Below are 17,331 nucleotides of genomic sequence, written 5' to 3'. Positions count from 1 at the left end.
ATTAGTGGAGACATTTGAGGCGAGCTTGTGGGCTAATTTTTTTGGCCCATAGGCTCGCCTCACGTTCTAAAATCGAAATCTGGCTTGCAGCATACTCATCTCCTTTTTGCTCACGCATCGCAGTTCGTGTTCCCTCCAAAATTTTCGAAGCTTCTTCATTGCCGCTTCGTGCAGCAATGAATATCCAGTATGAAGTTTTTATCTTGGCTGCATAATCAATATCCCTGCCAGATTTGCTTATTTCTTGAGCATTAACAATACCAGCTTCAATATATGCTTCAGTGACTCCTGCGAAAGCAGCGGCCTCAAGTAGTTGGAGTGCGTGGACATAATCCAATGGAACCCTTTCTCCCTTAGCATATTCAAGCCCTAATTCATAGTTCGCCAATGGCATCCCGCAATTTGCGGCCTCTTGGATATAGCCAATCGCCTCCTGCGCCTGCGCGTCGGTCGGCTCATTCTCTAATATCCATTTCCCCAGGAAATACGCCGCCCGCATATCGCCTGCCTCTGCGGCACGGCGGCGGAGGGTCAGGCCTTTGTCGATGTCTTGGATGCTGTCTGGACCGTTGATATAGGCATCGGCCAGCAAACCGTTGATGCGGGGATCGTCTCGGTCAGCATAGGGCTGGGCCAGAGCCAGCGCGTCCTCCCAGCGATCCGCATCGGCGGCGGCCCGCCCGGCCTCATAGGCCTGTGTCAGATCCTGCTGACGCCACCACGCATAACCACCCCCGACCGCCCCTGCGATCAAGACCAGCCCCCACACCCAGATGATCGCCGTCTGCCTCTTCATGGTTGTAAAATACGACCCATTCTGGGTCCTGGCAATTCTCAAAAATCAGCGCAATTGGAAAAGCATCTGAAAGAAAGCTGGGACGAACTTGTCCCCTGCGTGGATGAATTAGGAGAGTTCCTGAATCTGCTCCATCCCGACGCGGCACTTGAGATGGAAAATGAGTTTAGGGCGGCGGAGACCGCCGGGCAGCGAAGACAGGAACTGTTGGAAGACCTAGTGCTCACCGGAGCCGGTTTAGGTGCGGGGTCGCTTGCCTCAGGCATAACTGGACGGCTTCTTTCAGCGGCGGGACGATCTGCGGTAACGGCGGAAATTGGTGGAATAGGGGCAGGCCTACTCGCCTCGGGCGCTGTAACCGCCGCAGATGTCGTGACCGCCTATCGGTCTTCTATCCAGGACAGCTATACGAAAGTGTTGCAGTCCGTAAAGAACCCGGATGGCTCCATTCCGGACCTGTCGAACAGTAAGGTCCGCCAGAAAATACTGGCAGAAAACCCGGACCTCAGAAAACAGGCCGCCCAGACCGCCAGTATGAATGCCCTGGCCACCTTGCTGGGTGACAGACTTGGGGCCTTCTCCGGAACCATCGCGAAGGTGATTAAACCGGAGATGAGTTACTTGGGAGAAGTTGGTATAAGTGAAGGCGTTTCCAAATTCACCAATGAATCTTTGAAACAATCCGCAAAAGAATAATCACTTGGAGCAGTTGAATTCGGCCAATGGGCGAATGTTTTTTGCCCATTGGTCCGTTTCTTTTTCCAGTATCTCAAACCAATTTCTGGCATATTCATGGCCTGCCGAGTTTTCGATGCTTTTTTGTATTTCCACAAGTAACCTGCTGGCGTCAGCATCTCCTTTTCTTTTCGAAACCAAGAGCCAATACATAGATTTAGGCCCAGCCGTTTTCATTAATGAGGGATCAGTCGATGCTAACCTAGAATACACAATTCCTGCATTCCAAGCAGCACCAGAAACTCCAGAGACCGCAGCAAACTCCAAGTATGGTATTGCCAGGTTGTAGTTTCTTGTAACATAGGTATTGCTTGAAAAAATCGTACCTAACTCGTAGTTCGCCGCTGGCATTCCACAGTCTGCAGCCGCTTGGATATAACCAATCGCCTCCTTCGCCTGAGCATCAGTCGGCTCATGCTCCAAGATCCATTTCCCCATGAAGTACGCGGCCCGCATATCGCCTGCCTCGGCAGCACGGCGACGGAGGGTTAGGCCTTTGTCGATGTCTCGGATGCTGTCCGGACCGTTGATATAGGCATCGGCCAGCAGGCCGTTGATGCGGGGATCATCTCGCTCGGCATAGGGCTGCGCCAGCACCAGAACCTCTTCCCATTTCTGCGAATCCGCCAAGGCCCGTCCGGCCTCATAGGCCTGTGTCACATCCTGCTGACGCCACCACGCGTAACCACCCCCGACCGCGCCCGCGATCAGGACAAGCCCCCACACCCAGATGATCGCCGCCCGCCTCGTCATGGTTGTAGAGTATGGTCACGACCAATTTCTGACAATCCTGAAAGATGCACAGGATATCGACCCGGTCCAGTTCAAGGCGGAATTCCAGTTTAACCCGTCCAGAAACAGCGCAACAACGTCATTTGGACAATAAGACAAATCTTGCACTCTCCATACTGGGTGTTGTTCCTCCTTTGAGAGCGGCATCAACTCTTAACACCATAGAGAGCAACGTTGCGCCCACGATGCTAGATCGCGCCAAAGCTCTTGTGGGATTTGTGAGTGGTCCAGGTGCCGAGGCGGCCTCTGTTGTGAAAGGCCTCGATACAGCCGAAAAAAACGTCATGCAATCCATGATAAGGAAACACGGCCTGTCGACCAAAGACGTGATTGGGATACAAAATTACATGATAAAAAATCCCACATTCGTAGACGAACTCGCGACAAAAACACGAAACGCCCAAAACGCCGTTCTTGCAGGAGCGATAGCTGGTTATGCCTCTGGCAAAGCGGCTGGTAAACTTGCCCCTGGGACAGAACCCATTTTCATACCAATTGGAGAAAAAATCGGCAGAAAGCTGATTAGCAATGAGTGACCTAAGATCCTAGCTTGGAACATGAGAGTCCATCGAGGTTTTTAATTCTTTTTGAAAACTCGATGGACTCTCGTTCTAAATCCTTGAACATTTTCAAAATTTCGCCTTGTTCATTTTCATTTACCTCCTTCAAAAATTCATCGAGGACATCTTTTGCGTCAGTCAGGCCATTTTTAGATGCTATGAAAATCCAATACAGCATGGCTTTTTCTCGTTCCTCAGCCGCGGGATTAGTCTCTTGGTAATATCTCCCATAAGCAATTGCAGCATTTGACGCCGCTTTATAGACTCCAGCGAATGCAGCTCGCTCTGAGTATCTTATAGATAGTGGATAGTTTCTCTTAACATATTCCCCTTTGCTATATAACGCTCCCATAAGATAATTCGCCATTGGCATGCCGCAATCCGCAGCCTCTTGCAGAAAAACAACCGCCTCCTTGGCCTGCGCCTCTGTCGGCTCATGCTTCAATATCCACCTTCCCATGAAATAGGCAGCCCGCATATCGCCTGCCTCTGCGGCGCGGCGGCGGAGGATTAGACCTTTGTCGATGTCTTGGATGCTGTCTGGCCCGTTGATATAGGCATCGGCCAGTAGGCCGTTGATGCGGGGATCATCTCGACCGGCATAGGGCTGCGCCAGGGCCAGAGCCTCTTCCCATTTCTGCGAATCCGCCAAGGCCCGTCCGGCCTCATAGGCCTGAGCCACATCCTGCTGACGCCACCACGCATAACCGCCCCCGACCGCGCCTGCGATCAGGACCAGCCCCCACATCCAGATGATCGCCGTCTGCCTCGTCATGGTTGTAGAGTATGGTCACGACCAATTTCTGACAATCCTGAAAGATGCACAGGATATCGACCCGGACTGCTTCACCGCGGTGGATGTATTCAATTCTTATCGATCCTCTATCCAAGATACCTATACAAAAATTCTGCAGTCCCTAAAGAACCCGGATGGCTCCATTCCGGACCTGTCAAATGTTGCGGTTCGTCAAAGAGTACTGGCGGAAAACCCGGACATTAGAAAAAAGGCCGCCCAGGCCGCCAGCATGAACGCCCTGGCCACCTTGCTAGGCGATAGAATTGGGGCCTTCTCCGGAACCATCGCGAAGGTGATTAAGCCGGAGATTAGTGAGATAATAAAATTTGGGGAACTATATACCTAGCTAGCCAAGATCATTCTGTGATCGTTGGCCAAAGCGCCGCAATGGTTTCACAGGCATCTTGAAGATCGCGAAGCCGTTGTCTGGTGGATCGCACTCCCTCAAAAAAAGTTTGGCTTCCTACATCTACAACGGAACATAATTGTCCACTGATCTCACCATCTTCATGCATGTGAACTTGCGCCCACTCTTGCAGCATAGCTGAAATGTATCCGGCTGAGTGCTCGTTCATTGGATGTGTTTTGGGAAAGTGTATCTTCATCGCCCCAACAATTGGCCCGTTGCGATTTTCAGACCTTAGAATAATTTCAGGTCGAACCGAAACAGATACGTTCCGTATCATGAGTTTAGGCGCGTCGTTCCCTCCCAGCGACGGCGTCGCGCCAAAGAGATTTACTTCATCCAGCATATTCAGAAAACCTTCCAGTGCATCAACATTGGAAGCCAGGCGCCGTTGAGTCCCAACTGTCTCTGGTGCTTGCTGATTCAAAATGTCTATCTGCCGTTCTACCGCAGCAGTGTCATCAAGCTGTGATGCTATGCACAAGGACACGGCCTCTTGAGCCTCTCGATAGTAAACGCGCAAGAAGTCGCTTGGGAACTTTTGGTCCCTTATTATGCGCCGTTGACGGGGAATTGAAGCAGTCATAAACTCGCAGAGTTTGTTCAAGCTTATGCGTGGTGAGTTTTCTGGGCGTCTCGCCATGGTGGTGCTCCTATAATCCGAGGTGGAAATGTCAGAGCTATTCAGCGGAATTTCAGTCAGAAATTCAAGAGTTCTCTGCGTTGGCGGGGTAACGAACAAAGAAGCAAAAGAAGCTGCTGCATCAGGTATCGATGTGGATCCGTCCTGTTACTATCTGTATTTGGCATCCGCAGATGATCCGAGTTCACCAATAGAGATTCTGGCTCGTTTCTTCTCTGCAGACCAAGCTGAGCGAGTTGCCGAATTACTGCCTTCCAGAGGCTGACTATTGGGATCATGAACGCCTTTAACGACTAGTCCGATCAACCGGTATATCTAACCCTCAATCTGCTTCTGATCGTAAATGGCCGCAATCTTTTCCGCCTCCTGCTTCCCGCCTGCCAGTACGTGCGCCTTCTTTAGTATATAAGGAGGGAACTTGGTTGGGAGATACTCATGCCGCAACCAGCGCCGAAACAGAGGCAACGCTGTGTCTGGATACGCCCAGGGAGACTGCGGATTACTTGCGGATTGGGGGTAATATTCTGGATAGTAGTGGTCCCATTTTACCCGCTGACCATACTCAGCATCTAAGCCTCCAGCGTTCCAATATGCACCCCATGCCTGACCAACACTAATATCAGGGATCGTTTTGTCGTTAACGCTTAGACCCGCATTTATGAGATCAACAGCAATGCCCGTAACTTCATTGAATATAATGAAATATCCGTCCGGCGCAGATTCTTTAAGGAGAGAGACGCGATCACGGAAATACTTCCACTTATCCTCTGGATGATAATCGAGGGCTTTGTAAATAAACTGCTGTAATCCAAACCGGGCCAGCCTGCGGTAATTCTCGACAGCGGTGTCATTGGTTTTTTGTGCCTCAAAAGCAAAGTACTCTACGAACGCCATGCACACCACGTCTGGGTAAGCATAGTGGGGTGATCCATTCTTTGATATTTCAATAAATAAGCGGGGTTCATCATAGTCATTGTTGAGCAGATAATCTTTAAAAAATGCCATTCGCCCGCGTGGAGTGATACCACTCGCCTGCATTCCTTCCCATTCTTGCGTTATCTCAAAAAGTGTTGCGCGCGCCGCGCCGCACATGATGGCCAAACCACGTTGAGTGAGGTAAGGGATGCCATTTTGGAGCACCCCCATCTCAATACCGCCCACAACCTTTTCGACCTCTATACCGAGGTCCAAAGATAACTGCATCGGGGTGGCCGGACTTTCATCTGATTGTTCTTTCAAGCCATTGTTTCCCTTCTCTTTTTTGGTGGCCGGACTTACGATGGAATTAACAACGTCATCAAATGATGCGTCAATTGGAGCGATTGTGCTTGGCTTTTTAGACATGAATAAGACCTTTGTATGTTAGGCGCTTGCCAATCATGCGGGCGATGGTCGCTTCAATGAATTCCATAGTTCCAAACTGAGCGGTATTCTGGCGGAACGCAAATTCGTTGACATAGCGGTGCAGATGCTTGGAGCTCATAAAGTGGTAAATGCCGTAATGCCCCCGCTTCAACAGCGCCCAAAAACTTTCAATGCCATTCGTATGAATGCAATAGTGCCGAACATACTCGCCAGCGCTGTGATTAATTGTGTGATGAATGTAGCCTTTGCTGTCAAGACCGCGATAAGCTGCGAATTCATCGGTTACGACAGAAGCACCCTCTTGAACATTAGCAGCAATATAGCCCTGCAACGTTGGTGCGGAAGTGTCAGGGACTGGGGTTGCCCGGACTTGTGAAGTGTTCCCCCGAATTCCGACAATAGCTGTTTTACCAACAGCCCCGCGACCGGCGCGCAATTTTTTGGAGTCGTGCTTGTTCTTTTCTTTACCGCCGATATAGGTTTCATCAACTTCAACATGATTGCCCATGTCAGTGTCAGAGGCGTTCATCCAGGTTTCGCGGATTCGCTGAGCAAGGAACCAAGCTGATTTTTGCGTAATACCGAGTTCCCGTGCCATCTGAGTGCTTGGGATGCCCTTGCGGGCGCTGGTGAGCATGTAGATGGCGAGAAGCCACTTTTGAAGGGGAAGGCGGCTCTCAGCAAGCACAGTGCCTGTGCGAACGCTGAAATGCTTCCTGCAATCCTTGCAGCGGTAAGGCATCGGCTTGTGGTCTTTGCACTCAGCTACGTTAAGAGACCCGCAGTGCCCACAAACAGGATCATCACCCCAGCGCCGCGCTTCAAAGAAGTTTCGGGCGGATTCCTCATTAGGAAAACGCTGAAAGAGTTCAAACGTCGAGATGGTTTCTGGCTTGTCTTGTTGCATTAGCGTCTTCCTTTGTTACAGGAAGATAACTAGCCACTACTAAGGAAAATTTCAAGGGATTTTTTGGCTAGTTAAATATATAGTTCCCAAAATTTGGGTTAGAAACGGGCGCAAGCAATTCATCCCAAAAGGCCTTTGAAGGGCTCACCAAGCGCCCTGATAAATAGTATTGCAAGTAAAGGCATTCGCTGGGTGAATTTTCTTTACCCAGCGAACTGCCATTCTGTGAAACTCTTGTATCCACAACTCTCCGTATTCGTTAAATTTATCAATTGTTCTATCTTCGATTACTTCTAAAATACGCTGAGCTTCTGGATTTCCATTTTTGGCCTCCCAAAAAAACCAATACAACATTTTTATATTTGATTCATTCTCAAGGAAACTCTCATCCTGACCCGCAAGACGAGCGTACCCAATGGCTGCATTCCAAGCCGCACTTTCAAACGATGCGAGTGCGGCAGCTTCAGAATGTTGAATAGATTTCGGGATATCAATGTCTATAAAAACACCGTCCGCGAAGAGGACACCCAAGTCATAGTTCGCACTTGGCATTCCACAATCGGCAGCATTTTGCAGAAACCCAATCGCTTCCTGCGCCTGCGCCTCTGTCGGCTCATGCTCCAATATCCACCTCCCTAGGAAATACGCCGCCCGCATATCACCAGCCTCCGCGGCACGGCGGCGGAGGGTTAGGCCTTTGTCGATGTTCTGGATAGAGGCCGGGCCATTGATATAGGCATCAGCCAGCAGGCCGTTGATGCGGGGATCATCGCGATCAGCATAGGGCTGGGCCAGGGTCAGCGCGTCCTCCCAGCGATCCGCGTCGGCGGCGGCCCGTCCGGCCTCATAGGCCTGGGCCACATCCTGCTGGCGCCACCACACAAAGCCGCCCCCGACCGCGCCTGCGATCAAGACCAGCCCCCACACCCAGATGATCGCCGCCTGCCTCTTCATGGTTGTAGAATAACGCCACCCACAAATGCTGGCAATTCTCAAAGCGCATATAGTTAGGCTTTCAGAGCGTACCCATTACAGTGTTGTGGGCAAAACAGGTCGACACAATCCTGGAACAGGCCAAAGGTCCTGACGGCACCCCCATTGACCTGACCGATCCCGTCGCCCGACATCAATTCCTATCAGACACGCGCAATGAAAACCTGATGCGTCGAATAACCCACAAGGCCTTCTCTGACACCTTCTCAGAATTCCTGGGCAGCAAGGCCGGCGCACTCACCGGTAAAATCGCTGATGTTGCGGCGCCGGGGATGAATCCGATTATCCGGTACATGGGTGAAAATGCCATTTCCAATACAACAAAGGATGCACTTATTAATTCGCATAAAACGGATCAGTAACATTGCACTTGAGGCCGTCCATATTCTGAATTCTCGAAAAGATTTGGTCGGCCTCATTTGCGATCTCCAGATAGGTCAGTTCTCCTTGCGAACCAAACTTTGCAACCGCTTTCTTCCGAACTTCTGCTGCAATTGCCTTTGCTCTTTCTTCTCCATTTTTTGACGACACCAACAGCCATTGAATAGATTTAGTATATCCTAAACCTTGCGAAATGGACCCGCTCTTGGTGAGCAGACTATAAACAATGTAAGTGTTCCATGCCGCTCCATTAAATCCAGAATATGCTGAACGCTCGAAATATCCGACGGATTTTTGGTAGTCCGCGTTTAACCATTTCCCATCGACGTAAATTAGCCCTAGATGGTAATTCGCCGCTGGCATTCCACAGTCTGCGGCCGCTTGAATAAAGCCAATTCCCTCCTTCGCTTGCCCCTCTGTCGGCTCATGCTCTAATATCCATTTCCCTAGGAAATACGCCGCCCGCATGTTTCCAGCCTCTGTGGCGCGGCGGCGCAGGGTCAGGCCTTCGTCGATGTCTTTAATGGAGTCCGGGCCGTTGATATAGGCATCGGCCAGCAGGCCGTTGATGCGGGGATCATCTCGCTCGGCATAGGGCTGCGCCAGCACCAGAACCTCTTCCCATTTCTGCGAATCCGCCAAGGCCCGTCCGGCCTCATAGGCCTGTGTCACATCCTGCTGACGCCACCACGCAAATCCGCCCCCGACCGCCCCTGCGATCAGAACAAAAACCCACACCCAAATGATCGCCGTCTGCCTCGTCATAGTTGTAGAGTAAACTATGTGTTCAGGGGCAGGCAATATTCTGTCGAGCCGGGCAGCGGCGTGCCGTTTTTAGGCTGCGTCCAATCCCATCTGCCAGAAGTCGATTTCAAGGCGCGTCGCCTGAGAGAATGTTTTTGCAAGTTCCGTGCGACGGGAAACGCTGAGCGCAGACCCCGCCAAATCATCCAGATACAAGCGCGTCTCGCGGCATGCCTTTTGATAATTCATGCCGGAATACATATTTATCCAATCGGCATACGGGTTATCCGGGGAGGTGGGAGAATGAGCGAGGCCGATTTCGCCATAACCCAGGATGCAGGGGGATAGTGCTACATAGAGATCCAGCAGATTTCCGGCCATTCCGCGTTCCAGAACATACCGCGTATAGGCCATGGTCGGGGTTTCTTCCGGTTCCCTTTCCAGATCCGCAAGCGTTATTCCCCATTTCTTGCAATATTTTCTGTGCAGATCCAATTCGATATCCAGAATGGCCTGCATCCCTTCTTTCGCGCGGTATAAATCCTCCAAGGAGCGCGCCTTATATCCCGCAAGGGCATAGGCGCGGGCAAACTGAATCAGGAACAGGTAATCCTGTTTCAGATAATGACGGAACGCCGCTTCTGGCAGGCTGCCATCGGCCAACCCCTGCACAAATGGATGATGGGTATAGGCGTGCCACTCTGGGGAGCATTGGGCTTTAAGGTCGTTGAAGAAGGTCATGGCAACGACACCTGCACCGCATAGCTGTCCAGTGGTGGTACCGTCTGGATCAGGCCCGCCTGCCTCATGAACACCGCGAAATCCTGATATCGTTCTCGATCCAAGCCAACGGGGTCTGCCGCCAGTAAAGGCACGGTGTCACGCCAGGCCCGTTGGTTCAGGTCATCATCCAGCGAGGGGTCGGCTTGAATAAAAATCTGCCAGGCCGCCTCCGGGTTGCTTTGAATAAAGGCTGTCGCATCCCGCAAGGCTGCGAGAAAACGCGGCAGTCTGGGGTCCCCGGCTGCAACCGTGTCAGGATGCGCCAACAAGATCAATTCATCATACAGGGGGACACCATGATCTTCCGGCAGAAAGGCCCGCCCAGGATATCCTTCCAGATCCATCTGATTGAGTTCGAAATTTCGAAACGCCCCAATGACAGCATCGGTCTGACCCGCGATCAATGAGGGCGACAAGGACCAGTTCACATTGATCAGAGTGACATCATCCATTGTCAATCCGGCCTGATGCAGCATTGCCCCCAACAAGGCGCTTTCAAAACCGCCAACGGTATATCCTATACGTTTTCCTTTTAAATCCGCCAGCGTCTGAATGGGTCCATCCGCCAGAACGACAAGGCTGTTCAGGGGGGAGGAAATCAATGTGCCAACCCGCATCAGGGGCAAGTCCTGATCCGCTGCCATATGCAAATGCGGCTGATAGGAAACCGCGATATCCGCCTGCTTTGCCGCGACCAGCTTGGGCGGGTCATTGGGATCGGCGGGCGCAATCAAGTCAACATCCAGATCATACTGGGCAAAAAACCCCTTATCCCGGGCGATAATCAGGGCGGCATGATCTGGATTAACAAACCAATCCAACAATACGACCAGCTTGTCTTGGGCATGGCCGGGGGACGGGGCCAACAGGGCGGCAAGCATGCAAAGCAGCGCCAATGAAGCGACTTTGATCTTTTGTATTCTCATCAACTAGGTCTCCGTATGGAAGATTGAAGGTCAGGCATAGCCGTTTTCTGACTGCCAATTGGTCACCAGACGCAGCCCATGGTCGACCAGGGTATAGAGCCCAAGAGCCATGACTGCCAGTACCAGCAGTGCTGCGAACATTAAGTCGGTCTGCATCCGCCCATTGGCGTGCAGCATCAGATATCCCAGACCGGCGGAAGACCCGACCCATTCCCCCACCACCGCGCCAATCGGGGCTACTGCCGTTGCCACTCGCAGGCCAGAGCCAAAGGCGGGCAAGGCGGCGGGCAGGCGAATGCGCAGCAGTACCGACCTGCGGGGCAGGCCATTGGGACCCGCCATGACCCGCGCCATGTCCAGCCAACCTGGATCAATTCGGCGCAGCCCGTCGTAAAATGCCGCCGTGACCGGGAAATATATGATCAGAACGGCCATCGCGACCTTGGACATCAGGCCATAGCCAAACCACAACGTCAGCAGCGGCGCGAGCGCGAATACCGGTAACGCCTGACTGGCAATCAGGATGGGCATCAGCCATTGTCTCAGAGGAGCAAAGAGGATCAGACTGATGGCGGAAACCCCGCCCAGAACAGTGCCACACACCAACCCCAACACAATTTCCATTGCCGTAATTCCGGCATGGGGCGCGATAAGGGTCCAATGGGTTATCAATGACTCTGCGACCCGCATCGGGCCCGGCAGAATGAATTTTGGGACACCGCTGATCCAGACGACACATTGCCATATCAGCAACAGGCCAAGCGCGATTGTGATAAGGCGCAGGGCTTGGGTCATGCCACCCCCTTCTCAACAGGAGCACGTGTGTCCTGACGGGTCGCATCCTGAAGCGCCAATTGCTGTAACAGTCCGGCCGCCCGTTCTGCCATACCAGGCGCATCCAGTGGCCGGGGTGTGGCGACATCGGGCAGGCGGCCCGCATCTGTCAGTTGAACGGGCAGTCCCGCCAACAGGGCAATCCGATCCGCCAAGCGCAAGGCTTCCGACGGATCATGCGTCACCAGCAGAACAGTCCGGCCCGATAACAGCCGGGCGGCGGTCTCCTGTAAGCGAAACCGCGTCACGGCATCCAGGGCTGAAAATGGTTCATCCATCAAGACAAGCGGGCGGTCTTCCATCAGCGTGCGCGCCAGGGCAACCCGCTGGCGCATCCCACCCGATAATGCCGACGGCCTGTCCTTGGCCCGCGCAGCCAAGCCAACCTGATCCAAGAGGTGCAGGGCTTTCTGGCGATCCTCAACACTGGTTCGATGATGGCGCAAGCGGTGTCCGATTAATACGTTATCGATGATCGACAACCATGGCAGCAATAAGTCACGCTGTGCCATATAGGCGATCCGCCCTGCCAAAGGCTGACCATCGCTGGCCCGGACTGTGCCAATTGTCACGCCGCCATCTTCCGGCAGGCCCGCGATCAGCCGCAGCAGGCTGGTCTTGCCGACGCCACTGGGGCCCAGCAAGGCAGTCCACTCCCCAGCCTTTAAAGTCAGCGATACATCCTGAAAGATCAGGCGTCCGGCAAAGGACAGGCCGGCGCCAGCCACATCAACCCCAATTGAGGCCTGCGCTTCCGGTGCAGCCGCAAGGGCAATCGTCATCGACCCCGCTCCGCCCATTGCGCATGGAAATGGTGAACAGGTCCGTGCCCCTGGCCAATTTTCAGTCGATCTGCCGCCAATATGGCGTTGGAGATATAGGCCTTAGCGGATTTCGCCGCTTCTTCCAGATTCTTAGCCAAGGCCAGATGTGCGGCGATGGCGCTGGATAAGGTACAGCCTGTGCCATGGGTGTTTTGGGTTTCAATTCGACGTCCGGGTAACCATGTACTGCCATCGGCTGTGACCAACAGATCGGCGGAGTCCTGTCCGCCCATATGTCCGCCCTTCAGCAGGACCGCTTTTGGCCCCAAAGCCAGCAAACGTTCCGCAATTGATACCATCGCATCAGGCGATTCTATTTCACCGTCAAAACCCAACAGAGCGGCCGCTTCCGGCAGATTGGGTGTGATAATATCGGCCAGGGGAATAAGGTCCGACAGCAGGGTCGCCACCGCTTCGGGTGCTAATAGGGCATCACCACTTTTGGCGACCATCACCGGATCCAGCACGATCCAGCGCGGCTTGTAGGTCTGCAACCCGTCGCGCACCGCGCGGATTAATTCGGCATCACCCAACATGCCAATCTTTACCGCATCTACTGCGATATCACTGAACACTGCGTCCATTTGGGCGCGCACGAAATCTGGTGGGATTGGGAAAATCCCCGTGACCGCGCGGGTGTTCTGGGCCGTCAGCGCCGCGATGACAGAACAGCCATAGACACCAATCGCTGAAAATGTCTTCAAATCCGCCTGAATGCCTGCGCCACCGCCACTGTCAGACCCTGCAATGGTCATGGCTATCGGGGTTTTGTTGGTCATACAAAGGCCCTTTCGTGAAGACGCTTGGCGCGGTCGACCACTGCACGCAACTGGGCGGCGGCAGCGTGCGGATCAGCGGCTTTGGTTATGGCGCTGATCACGCAAATCCCATCCAGACCCGTTGCCATCACCGTTTCTGCGCGGGTCGCATCAATGCCTGCTATGGCGCAGCGTGGTAATCCAGGTGCCCCTGCGGTCAAGGCCGCGACACAGTCTTGCAGGCCCGTTAGACCAATTGGTGCATCTGGATTGTGTTTGCTGCCGGTTTCAAAAACCCCGCCGATAGATGCGTAATCGACGATGCCCGGATCGATTGCCCGCACCTCATCGAGTGATTTGACCGTAATCCCCAATATGTGATTTGGACCCAATATCCGTCGCGCATCCTGGGCCGAGATATCCTCTCGTCCAACATGAACACCGTCTGCACCAGCAGCCAGGGCAACATCAACACGATCATTGATCAACAAGGGCACGCCTGTACCAGCCAGAACCTGTTTCAAGGCACGGGCCTGTTCGATCATTTCGCGGGTACTGGATGTCTTGTCGCGCAACTGCACCAGACTGACGCCCCCTGCCACAGCAGACCGAACCAATGAAATACGGTCACCCGTATCATGAGAAGGCCCAACAATGAGATAGAGAGATAAATCCAAGAGTGCCTTCATGCTCTGCGCTCCACCCGTTCTACATGCAGCGCCTCGATACTATGTTCAATGAACTCAGCGGTCAGGTTTGGGAAAGCATCCAACAGGGCGACAGCGAAACTGCCGGGCCCCTGGGCACGTTCCCCGGCATAGGCGCCGGCCGCGCCAAAAGCTGCCAGTGCAGCCAGGGTTGCCTGGAACCGATCCTCCCGATGGCAGGCCAGAAAGGCCGCGACCACAGCGGATAAGGCACATCCTGTCGCCGTCACCTTGGGCAGCAATGGATGGCCAACAGTTAGGCTGGCCTTAAAATCATGCGACCGGAGGCGATCCACCGCACCGGTCCCAGCCAGGATGCCTGAAAATTCTTCCAGGGTTTCTGCCAGGGTCGACGCTTCACCCGCGTTACAGCGCACTACGGTCGGTTTCAGTTTAATCATACGGATGGCCTCTGCCCGGCGTATGCCAGACCGGTCCACCATCACCGGGTCCAGAACCCAGGGCATTCCCATATTGTTTGCCGAACTGGCAGCCATCCGGCGCGCCAGAAAGCGGTCCGTACCGGGCGTGCCCAAATTCACCATCAAAGATTGGGCCGTGCGCAGAAAGTCCGGTATTTCATCCGGATCTGATGACAGGCTGGGAACAGCGCCAAGCGACAGCAACACATTGGCTGTGATTGGCTCAGCAACAGTATTGGTCAGGCAATGCACCCGCACCTTCTGTTCTGCAATCTGTTGCAGCACACTGTAAGAGAATTCAGATAAATCTGATACTGACATCATGTCTATGCAACGCTCCAAAGTGGCGCAAGCCACCCACAATGGACGGATATCAGCGTTAAAAGGGAATTTTGCACAGGCAAGGCCGCATATTGGAGCAGCCAAAATTGCGATCCCCTTCCCTACGCCGGTCCGAACCGGGTCAGGTTCCACGGGTCGGCGGGCTTCCCGCCTCTCAGCCTAAGACCCGCTTGCGCGAACCCTGAGCACCCCGAGGAGATTTCAACACCAACCCTACGCCATCATCACCTTTGGTCAAGCCCCTGATCGGCGCGCGTTCATTTATATCGCTTGTTTTGCGGCATGACTGTTTTGATAGTGTACCGCCTGATACTTTGGAGAAGCCCGAATGCCCGATGAGTCTGACATGCCCCCATCCGACCTTGTGGTCTTGATTCATCAATACTTAGCTGATCCGGAGTCGACATGGAGTATCGCATCCTTCGGCGCCATTGCTGAATTTCATGCTGATGCAGGTTTCATCAAGAGTGAAGCACAGGATCGCGGGGGGGAGGTGATAACCCAAAGTGGCGGTTTGCGAATCGCCTTGACCAGCGACGCGCAATTTATCCCCTACGAAATCCTGTCCAAGCGTCAGGCCTATTGGATGCAGGGCGGTAACTTCTGTTTACCCAAAGCGCGCGCCACCCGACACCGAAGAACGACTTTGACCGAATTGGGTCCAGACAGCGATGCCATGCGTGACCAAGATAAGGACGGCATCCTTTTTGATCTGGGTCTTGGCCTGGAATGCGTGACCGCCATGGTGCGCATCAGCGATCCCGACCTGATCAGGCAATTGAGAGAATTTGATGGCCAGGCGCTGCTGACTCCAAGCGGTCGCGGCCACCATGCCTTCGCGCTTCTGATACAGGAAAGCCCGAACCGGGTGTTTGAAAGCCAGTTGGGGCGGATCGAAGTATATTCCCCAATTCCAGCCCCGGAAGGTCAGACCGGCGCAGGCTGTCACACCCATATCCTGCCGGACCTGCTGGCGGCCGGCCAAACCCATTCCGCCAATGTACCCGTGCCTGATGACCTGCGCCCCTGTTTTCAGCTTTTTCCACCCAACCCGATCCTGACAAAAGGCGGAGATGCGCGCCCCTATTTGGATCGTGATCGGTTTGAAATGTTTCAAAAGCTGTTGCACCGCTATGGCATGCCAGAGCTGATCGCGGCCAAAAAATTGGCTCGTCTTGGTATCAATACCAAAACATCACCGCCCGACGGAAATTCCTTTAGCCGGTCACAGCGAACCGCCATTCGCATTGCCTTGCGCCAGATGGCTTTCGAAGACCCAAACAATCCCCATATTATGCAATGGATATCCGTCTTTGAACCCAGAACCCCTGAAAACCAATAGGGTCCTGCTAATAACGTTCTAATCAAAGCAAGGACAATTGTGCACTGGGCTTTCGCGGTGGCGTAAAGGCCGTGCAATCCATCATCGCCAAAGTCCTGCGATCCAGGCCCAGCTTTTTACGGGCCAACTTCATCCGCGTGGCGATCATATCCGCATAAGGGCCTGAACCACGCATCCGCTCGCCAAATTTTGACCGATACAATTGACCCCCATGACTTTGACGGATCAGGGACAAAACCCTTTCTGCGCGGTCTGGCATATGGGTTGCCAGCCATTCCTTGAACAAATCCTCAATTTCCAACGGCAGGCGCAGCAAGACATGCCCGGCCGATGTCGCCCCGGCCTCCGCAGCACGGGTCACAATCTCCTCAATCTCGTGATCATTGACGGCCGGGATGATTGGCGCGACCAGCACACCGGTTGGTACCCCTGCGTCACTGAGCCTGCGGATTGCGTCCAGGCGTTTCTCCGGTGTGCTGGCTCTGGGTTCCATCTTATTGGCAAGCCCCCGATCCAGTGTCGTGACCGATACCATGACACGCGCCTGATTGGCCTGCCCCGCCGGCGCGATCAAATCCAGGTCCCGGCAAATCAGGGCATTCTTAGTGACAATCGAAAAGGGATGCGAGCAGTCCCGCAGGACCTGCAACAGCCCCCGCATGGCAAAGGTTTCCCGTTCAACCGGCTGATAGGGATCCGTATTGGTTCCAAACGCAATGGGGCCACAGCGATATTTGGGTCTGGCCAGTTCCACGGTCAGCAATGCGGCTGCGTCAGGTTTCCAGAACAACTTGGTCTCAAAATCCAGACCTGGCGACAGCCCCAGATAGGCATGGGTTGGTCGGGCGAAACAATAGACGCATCCATGCTCACACCCCCTATAAGGATTGATGGACCGATCAAAAGGCACATCCGGGCTGGTATTGCGGGTAATCACACTGCGGGCGGCATCAATTCCCAATTGCGTGCGCAGGCGCGGGCGGTCGCCCAGATCCTCTTCCAGCAGCCAGCCATCATCAATGCGGGCCCGTTGCTCCCCCTCAAACCGGCCAGATCGATTGGATACCGATCCGCGACCCTTTATGGGGCGGTCCGGCAAAATGCTGTCATCACCTTCTGTCCATGATATCGTCATAGCATGGATCATAGGGTAAAAACAGGAACAAATAAATATAATTCCTATTATGTTCTCTAAATTACATACACACAATTTCGCTGAAATACGCGGCAACAGCTGTTGCGAGTGACTGCGCATCTTCTTACAGTATCCGACAG

At 53.6% G+C, this 17,331-nt stretch carries 22 protein-coding genes and 1 riboswitch; of the genes, 6 read left to right on the top strand and 16 right to left on the bottom strand.

Annotated features, from left to right (window positions below; translation table 11 throughout):
- Window position 1 precedes the first annotated feature (1 nt).
- Complete coding sequence (locus ACOSDR_RS17810; RefSeq protein ID WP_420732084.1) at window positions 2-796, bottom strand: tetratricopeptide repeat protein; 795 nt, start codon at window positions 794-796, stop codon at window positions 2-4.
- A gap of 54 nt (window positions 797-850) precedes the next feature.
- On the opposite strand from ACOSDR_RS17810, the gene ACOSDR_RS17805 reads away from it, so the two are divergent.
- On the top strand, window positions 851-1,492 hold the full coding sequence (locus ACOSDR_RS17805; protein WP_420732083.1) for a hypothetical protein: 642 nt from the start codon (window positions 851-853) through the stop codon (window positions 1,490-1,492).
- On the opposite strand, the gene ACOSDR_RS17800 is transcribed toward ACOSDR_RS17805, so the two are convergent.
- Window positions 1,493-2,191 carry a tetratricopeptide repeat protein gene (locus ACOSDR_RS17800; protein ID WP_420732082.1) on the bottom strand — a complete coding sequence of 233 codons (699 nt, stop codon included), beginning with the start codon at window positions 2,189-2,191 and terminating at the stop codon, window positions 1,493-1,495.
- A 70-nt stretch (window positions 2,192-2,261) separates the two neighbouring features.
- Here ACOSDR_RS17800 and ACOSDR_RS17795 point away from each other — a divergent pair, with 70 nt between their 5' ends.
- Together ACOSDR_RS17795 and ACOSDR_RS17790 are read left to right on the top strand one after the other, a co-directional pair.
- The gene (locus ACOSDR_RS17795; protein ID WP_420732081.1) at window positions 2,262-2,417 is read left to right on the top strand and encodes a hypothetical protein; all 156 of its coding nucleotides are present in this window, start codon (window positions 2,262-2,264) and stop codon (window positions 2,415-2,417) included.
- Window positions 2,407-2,859 carry a hypothetical protein gene (locus ACOSDR_RS17790; protein ID WP_420732080.1) on the top strand — a complete coding sequence of 151 codons (453 nt, stop codon included), beginning with the start codon at window positions 2,407-2,409 and terminating at the stop codon, window positions 2,857-2,859. The genes ACOSDR_RS17795 and ACOSDR_RS17790 overlap by 11 nt, the downstream gene beginning before the upstream one ends.
- A 1-nt stretch (window position 2,860) precedes the next feature.
- Here ACOSDR_RS17790 and ACOSDR_RS17785 read toward each other — a convergent pair whose 3' ends face one another.
- Entirely contained in the window at window positions 2,861-3,658 is a 798-nt protein-coding gene (locus ACOSDR_RS17785; protein ID WP_420732079.1) for a tetratricopeptide repeat protein, read from the bottom strand.
- On the opposite strand from ACOSDR_RS17785, the gene ACOSDR_RS17780 reads away from it, so the two are divergent.
- A complete protein-coding gene (locus ACOSDR_RS17780) occupies window positions 3,657-4,025 on the top strand; it encodes a hypothetical protein (protein ID WP_420732078.1) in 369 nt (122 codons plus the stop codon). The two genes, ACOSDR_RS17785 and ACOSDR_RS17780, sit on opposite strands and share 2 nt — an antisense overlap.
- A gap of 10 nt (window positions 4,026-4,035) precedes the next feature.
- Here the strand turns inward: ACOSDR_RS17780 and ACOSDR_RS17775 are convergent, their stop codons facing one another.
- The 4 genes from ACOSDR_RS17775 to ACOSDR_RS17760 all read right to left on the bottom strand — a co-directional run bounded on the left by ACOSDR_RS17775 (window position 4,036) and on the right by ACOSDR_RS17760 (window position 7,954).
- The gene (locus tag ACOSDR_RS17775; RefSeq protein ID WP_420732077.1) at window positions 4,036-4,728 is read right to left on the bottom strand and encodes a hypothetical protein; all 693 of its coding nucleotides are present in this window, start codon (window positions 4,726-4,728) and stop codon (window positions 4,036-4,038) included.
- A gap of 315 nt (window positions 4,729-5,043) precedes the next feature.
- Window positions 5,044-6,072 (bottom strand): hypothetical protein, encoded by a 1,029-nt coding sequence (locus tag ACOSDR_RS17770; protein WP_420732076.1) that lies wholly within the window; start codon window positions 6,070-6,072, stop codon window positions 5,044-5,046.
- Entirely contained in the window at window positions 6,065-7,000 is a 936-nt protein-coding gene (locus ACOSDR_RS17765; RefSeq protein ID WP_420732075.1) for an IS1595 family transposase, read from the bottom strand. Before ACOSDR_RS17765 ends, ACOSDR_RS17770 begins: the two co-directional genes overlap by 8 nt.
- Before the next feature lie 144 nt (window positions 7,001-7,144).
- The gene (locus ACOSDR_RS17760) at window positions 7,145-7,954 is read right to left on the bottom strand and encodes a tetratricopeptide repeat protein (protein WP_420725867.1); all 810 of its coding nucleotides are present in this window, start codon (window positions 7,952-7,954) and stop codon (window positions 7,145-7,147) included.
- A gap of 80 nt (window positions 7,955-8,034) precedes the next feature.
- On the opposite strand from ACOSDR_RS17760, the gene ACOSDR_RS17755 reads away from it, so the two are divergent.
- A complete protein-coding gene (locus ACOSDR_RS17755; RefSeq protein WP_420725868.1) occupies window positions 8,035-8,355 on the top strand; it encodes a hypothetical protein in 321 nt (106 codons plus the stop codon).
- Here ACOSDR_RS17755 and ACOSDR_RS17750 read toward each other — a convergent pair.
- The 8 genes from ACOSDR_RS17750 to ACOSDR_RS17715 form a co-directional block, all read right to left on the bottom strand.
- Window positions 8,330-9,139, bottom strand: a complete 810-nt coding sequence (locus ACOSDR_RS17750) for a tetratricopeptide repeat protein (RefSeq protein ID WP_420725869.1) — start codon at window positions 9,137-9,139, stop codon at window positions 8,330-8,332. The genes ACOSDR_RS17755 and ACOSDR_RS17750 overlap by 26 nt on opposite strands.
- A gap of 69 nt (window positions 9,140-9,208) precedes the next feature.
- On the bottom strand, window positions 9,209-9,859 hold the full coding sequence (gene tenA / locus ACOSDR_RS17745) for a thiaminase II (RefSeq protein ID WP_420725870.1): 651 nt from the start codon (window positions 9,857-9,859) through the stop codon (window positions 9,209-9,211).
- Window positions 9,856-10,827 (bottom strand): ABC transporter substrate-binding protein, encoded by a 972-nt coding sequence (locus ACOSDR_RS17740; protein WP_420725871.1) that lies wholly within the window; start codon window positions 10,825-10,827, stop codon window positions 9,856-9,858. Before ACOSDR_RS17740 ends, tenA begins: the two co-directional genes overlap by 4 nt.
- A gap of 30 nt (window positions 10,828-10,857) precedes the next feature.
- Window positions 10,858-11,622 carry an ABC transporter permease gene (locus ACOSDR_RS17735; RefSeq protein ID WP_420725872.1) on the bottom strand — a complete coding sequence of 255 codons (765 nt, stop codon included), beginning with the start codon at window positions 11,620-11,622 and terminating at the stop codon, window positions 10,858-10,860.
- Window positions 11,619-12,443 (bottom strand): ABC transporter ATP-binding protein, encoded by an 825-nt coding sequence (locus ACOSDR_RS17730; RefSeq protein WP_420725873.1) that lies wholly within the window; start codon window positions 12,441-12,443, stop codon window positions 11,619-11,621. Before ACOSDR_RS17730 ends, ACOSDR_RS17735 begins: the two co-directional genes overlap by 4 nt.
- Entirely contained in the window at window positions 12,440-13,264 is an 825-nt protein-coding gene (gene thiD / locus ACOSDR_RS17725) for a bifunctional hydroxymethylpyrimidine kinase/phosphomethylpyrimidine kinase (protein WP_420725874.1), read from the bottom strand. Before thiD ends, ACOSDR_RS17730 begins: the two co-directional genes overlap by 4 nt.
- On the bottom strand, window positions 13,261-13,932 hold the full coding sequence (gene thiE, locus ACOSDR_RS17720; protein ID WP_420725875.1) for a thiamine phosphate synthase: 672 nt from the start codon (window positions 13,930-13,932) through the stop codon (window positions 13,261-13,263). Before thiE ends, thiD begins: the two co-directional genes overlap by 4 nt.
- Window positions 13,929-14,696: a hydroxyethylthiazole kinase gene (locus tag ACOSDR_RS17715; protein WP_420725876.1), complete on the bottom strand. Its 768-nt coding sequence runs from the start codon at window positions 14,694-14,696 to the stop codon at window positions 13,929-13,931. Before ACOSDR_RS17715 ends, thiE begins: the two co-directional genes overlap by 4 nt.
- A gap of 99 nt (window positions 14,697-14,795) precedes the next feature.
- Window positions 14,796-14,917, bottom strand: a riboswitch (TPP riboswitch).
- Between the two features lie 125 nt (window positions 14,918-15,042).
- On the opposite strand from ACOSDR_RS17715, the gene ACOSDR_RS17710 reads away from it, so the two are divergent.
- Complete coding sequence (locus ACOSDR_RS17710) at window positions 15,043-16,056, top strand: DUF6925 family protein (protein WP_420732074.1); 1,014 nt, start codon at window positions 15,043-15,045, stop codon at window positions 16,054-16,056.
- Window positions 16,057-16,078: 22 nt separating this feature from the next.
- On the opposite strand, the gene ACOSDR_RS17705 is transcribed toward ACOSDR_RS17710, so the two are convergent.
- Window positions 16,079-17,191: a PA0069 family radical SAM protein gene (locus tag ACOSDR_RS17705; RefSeq protein WP_420732073.1), complete on the bottom strand. Its 1,113-nt coding sequence runs from the start codon at window positions 17,189-17,191 to the stop codon at window positions 16,079-16,081.
- Window positions 17,192-17,331: the final 140 nt, after the last annotated feature.

Source organism: Hwanghaeella sp. 1Z406, assembly GCF_048892425.1.
Taxonomy (GTDB): Bacteria; Pseudomonadota; Alphaproteobacteria; order UBA8366; family Aestuariispiraceae; genus Pacificispira.
The sequence above is the reverse complement of the archived record's forward strand: the minus strand, read 5'-3'. Positions and strand labels throughout refer to the sequence as shown.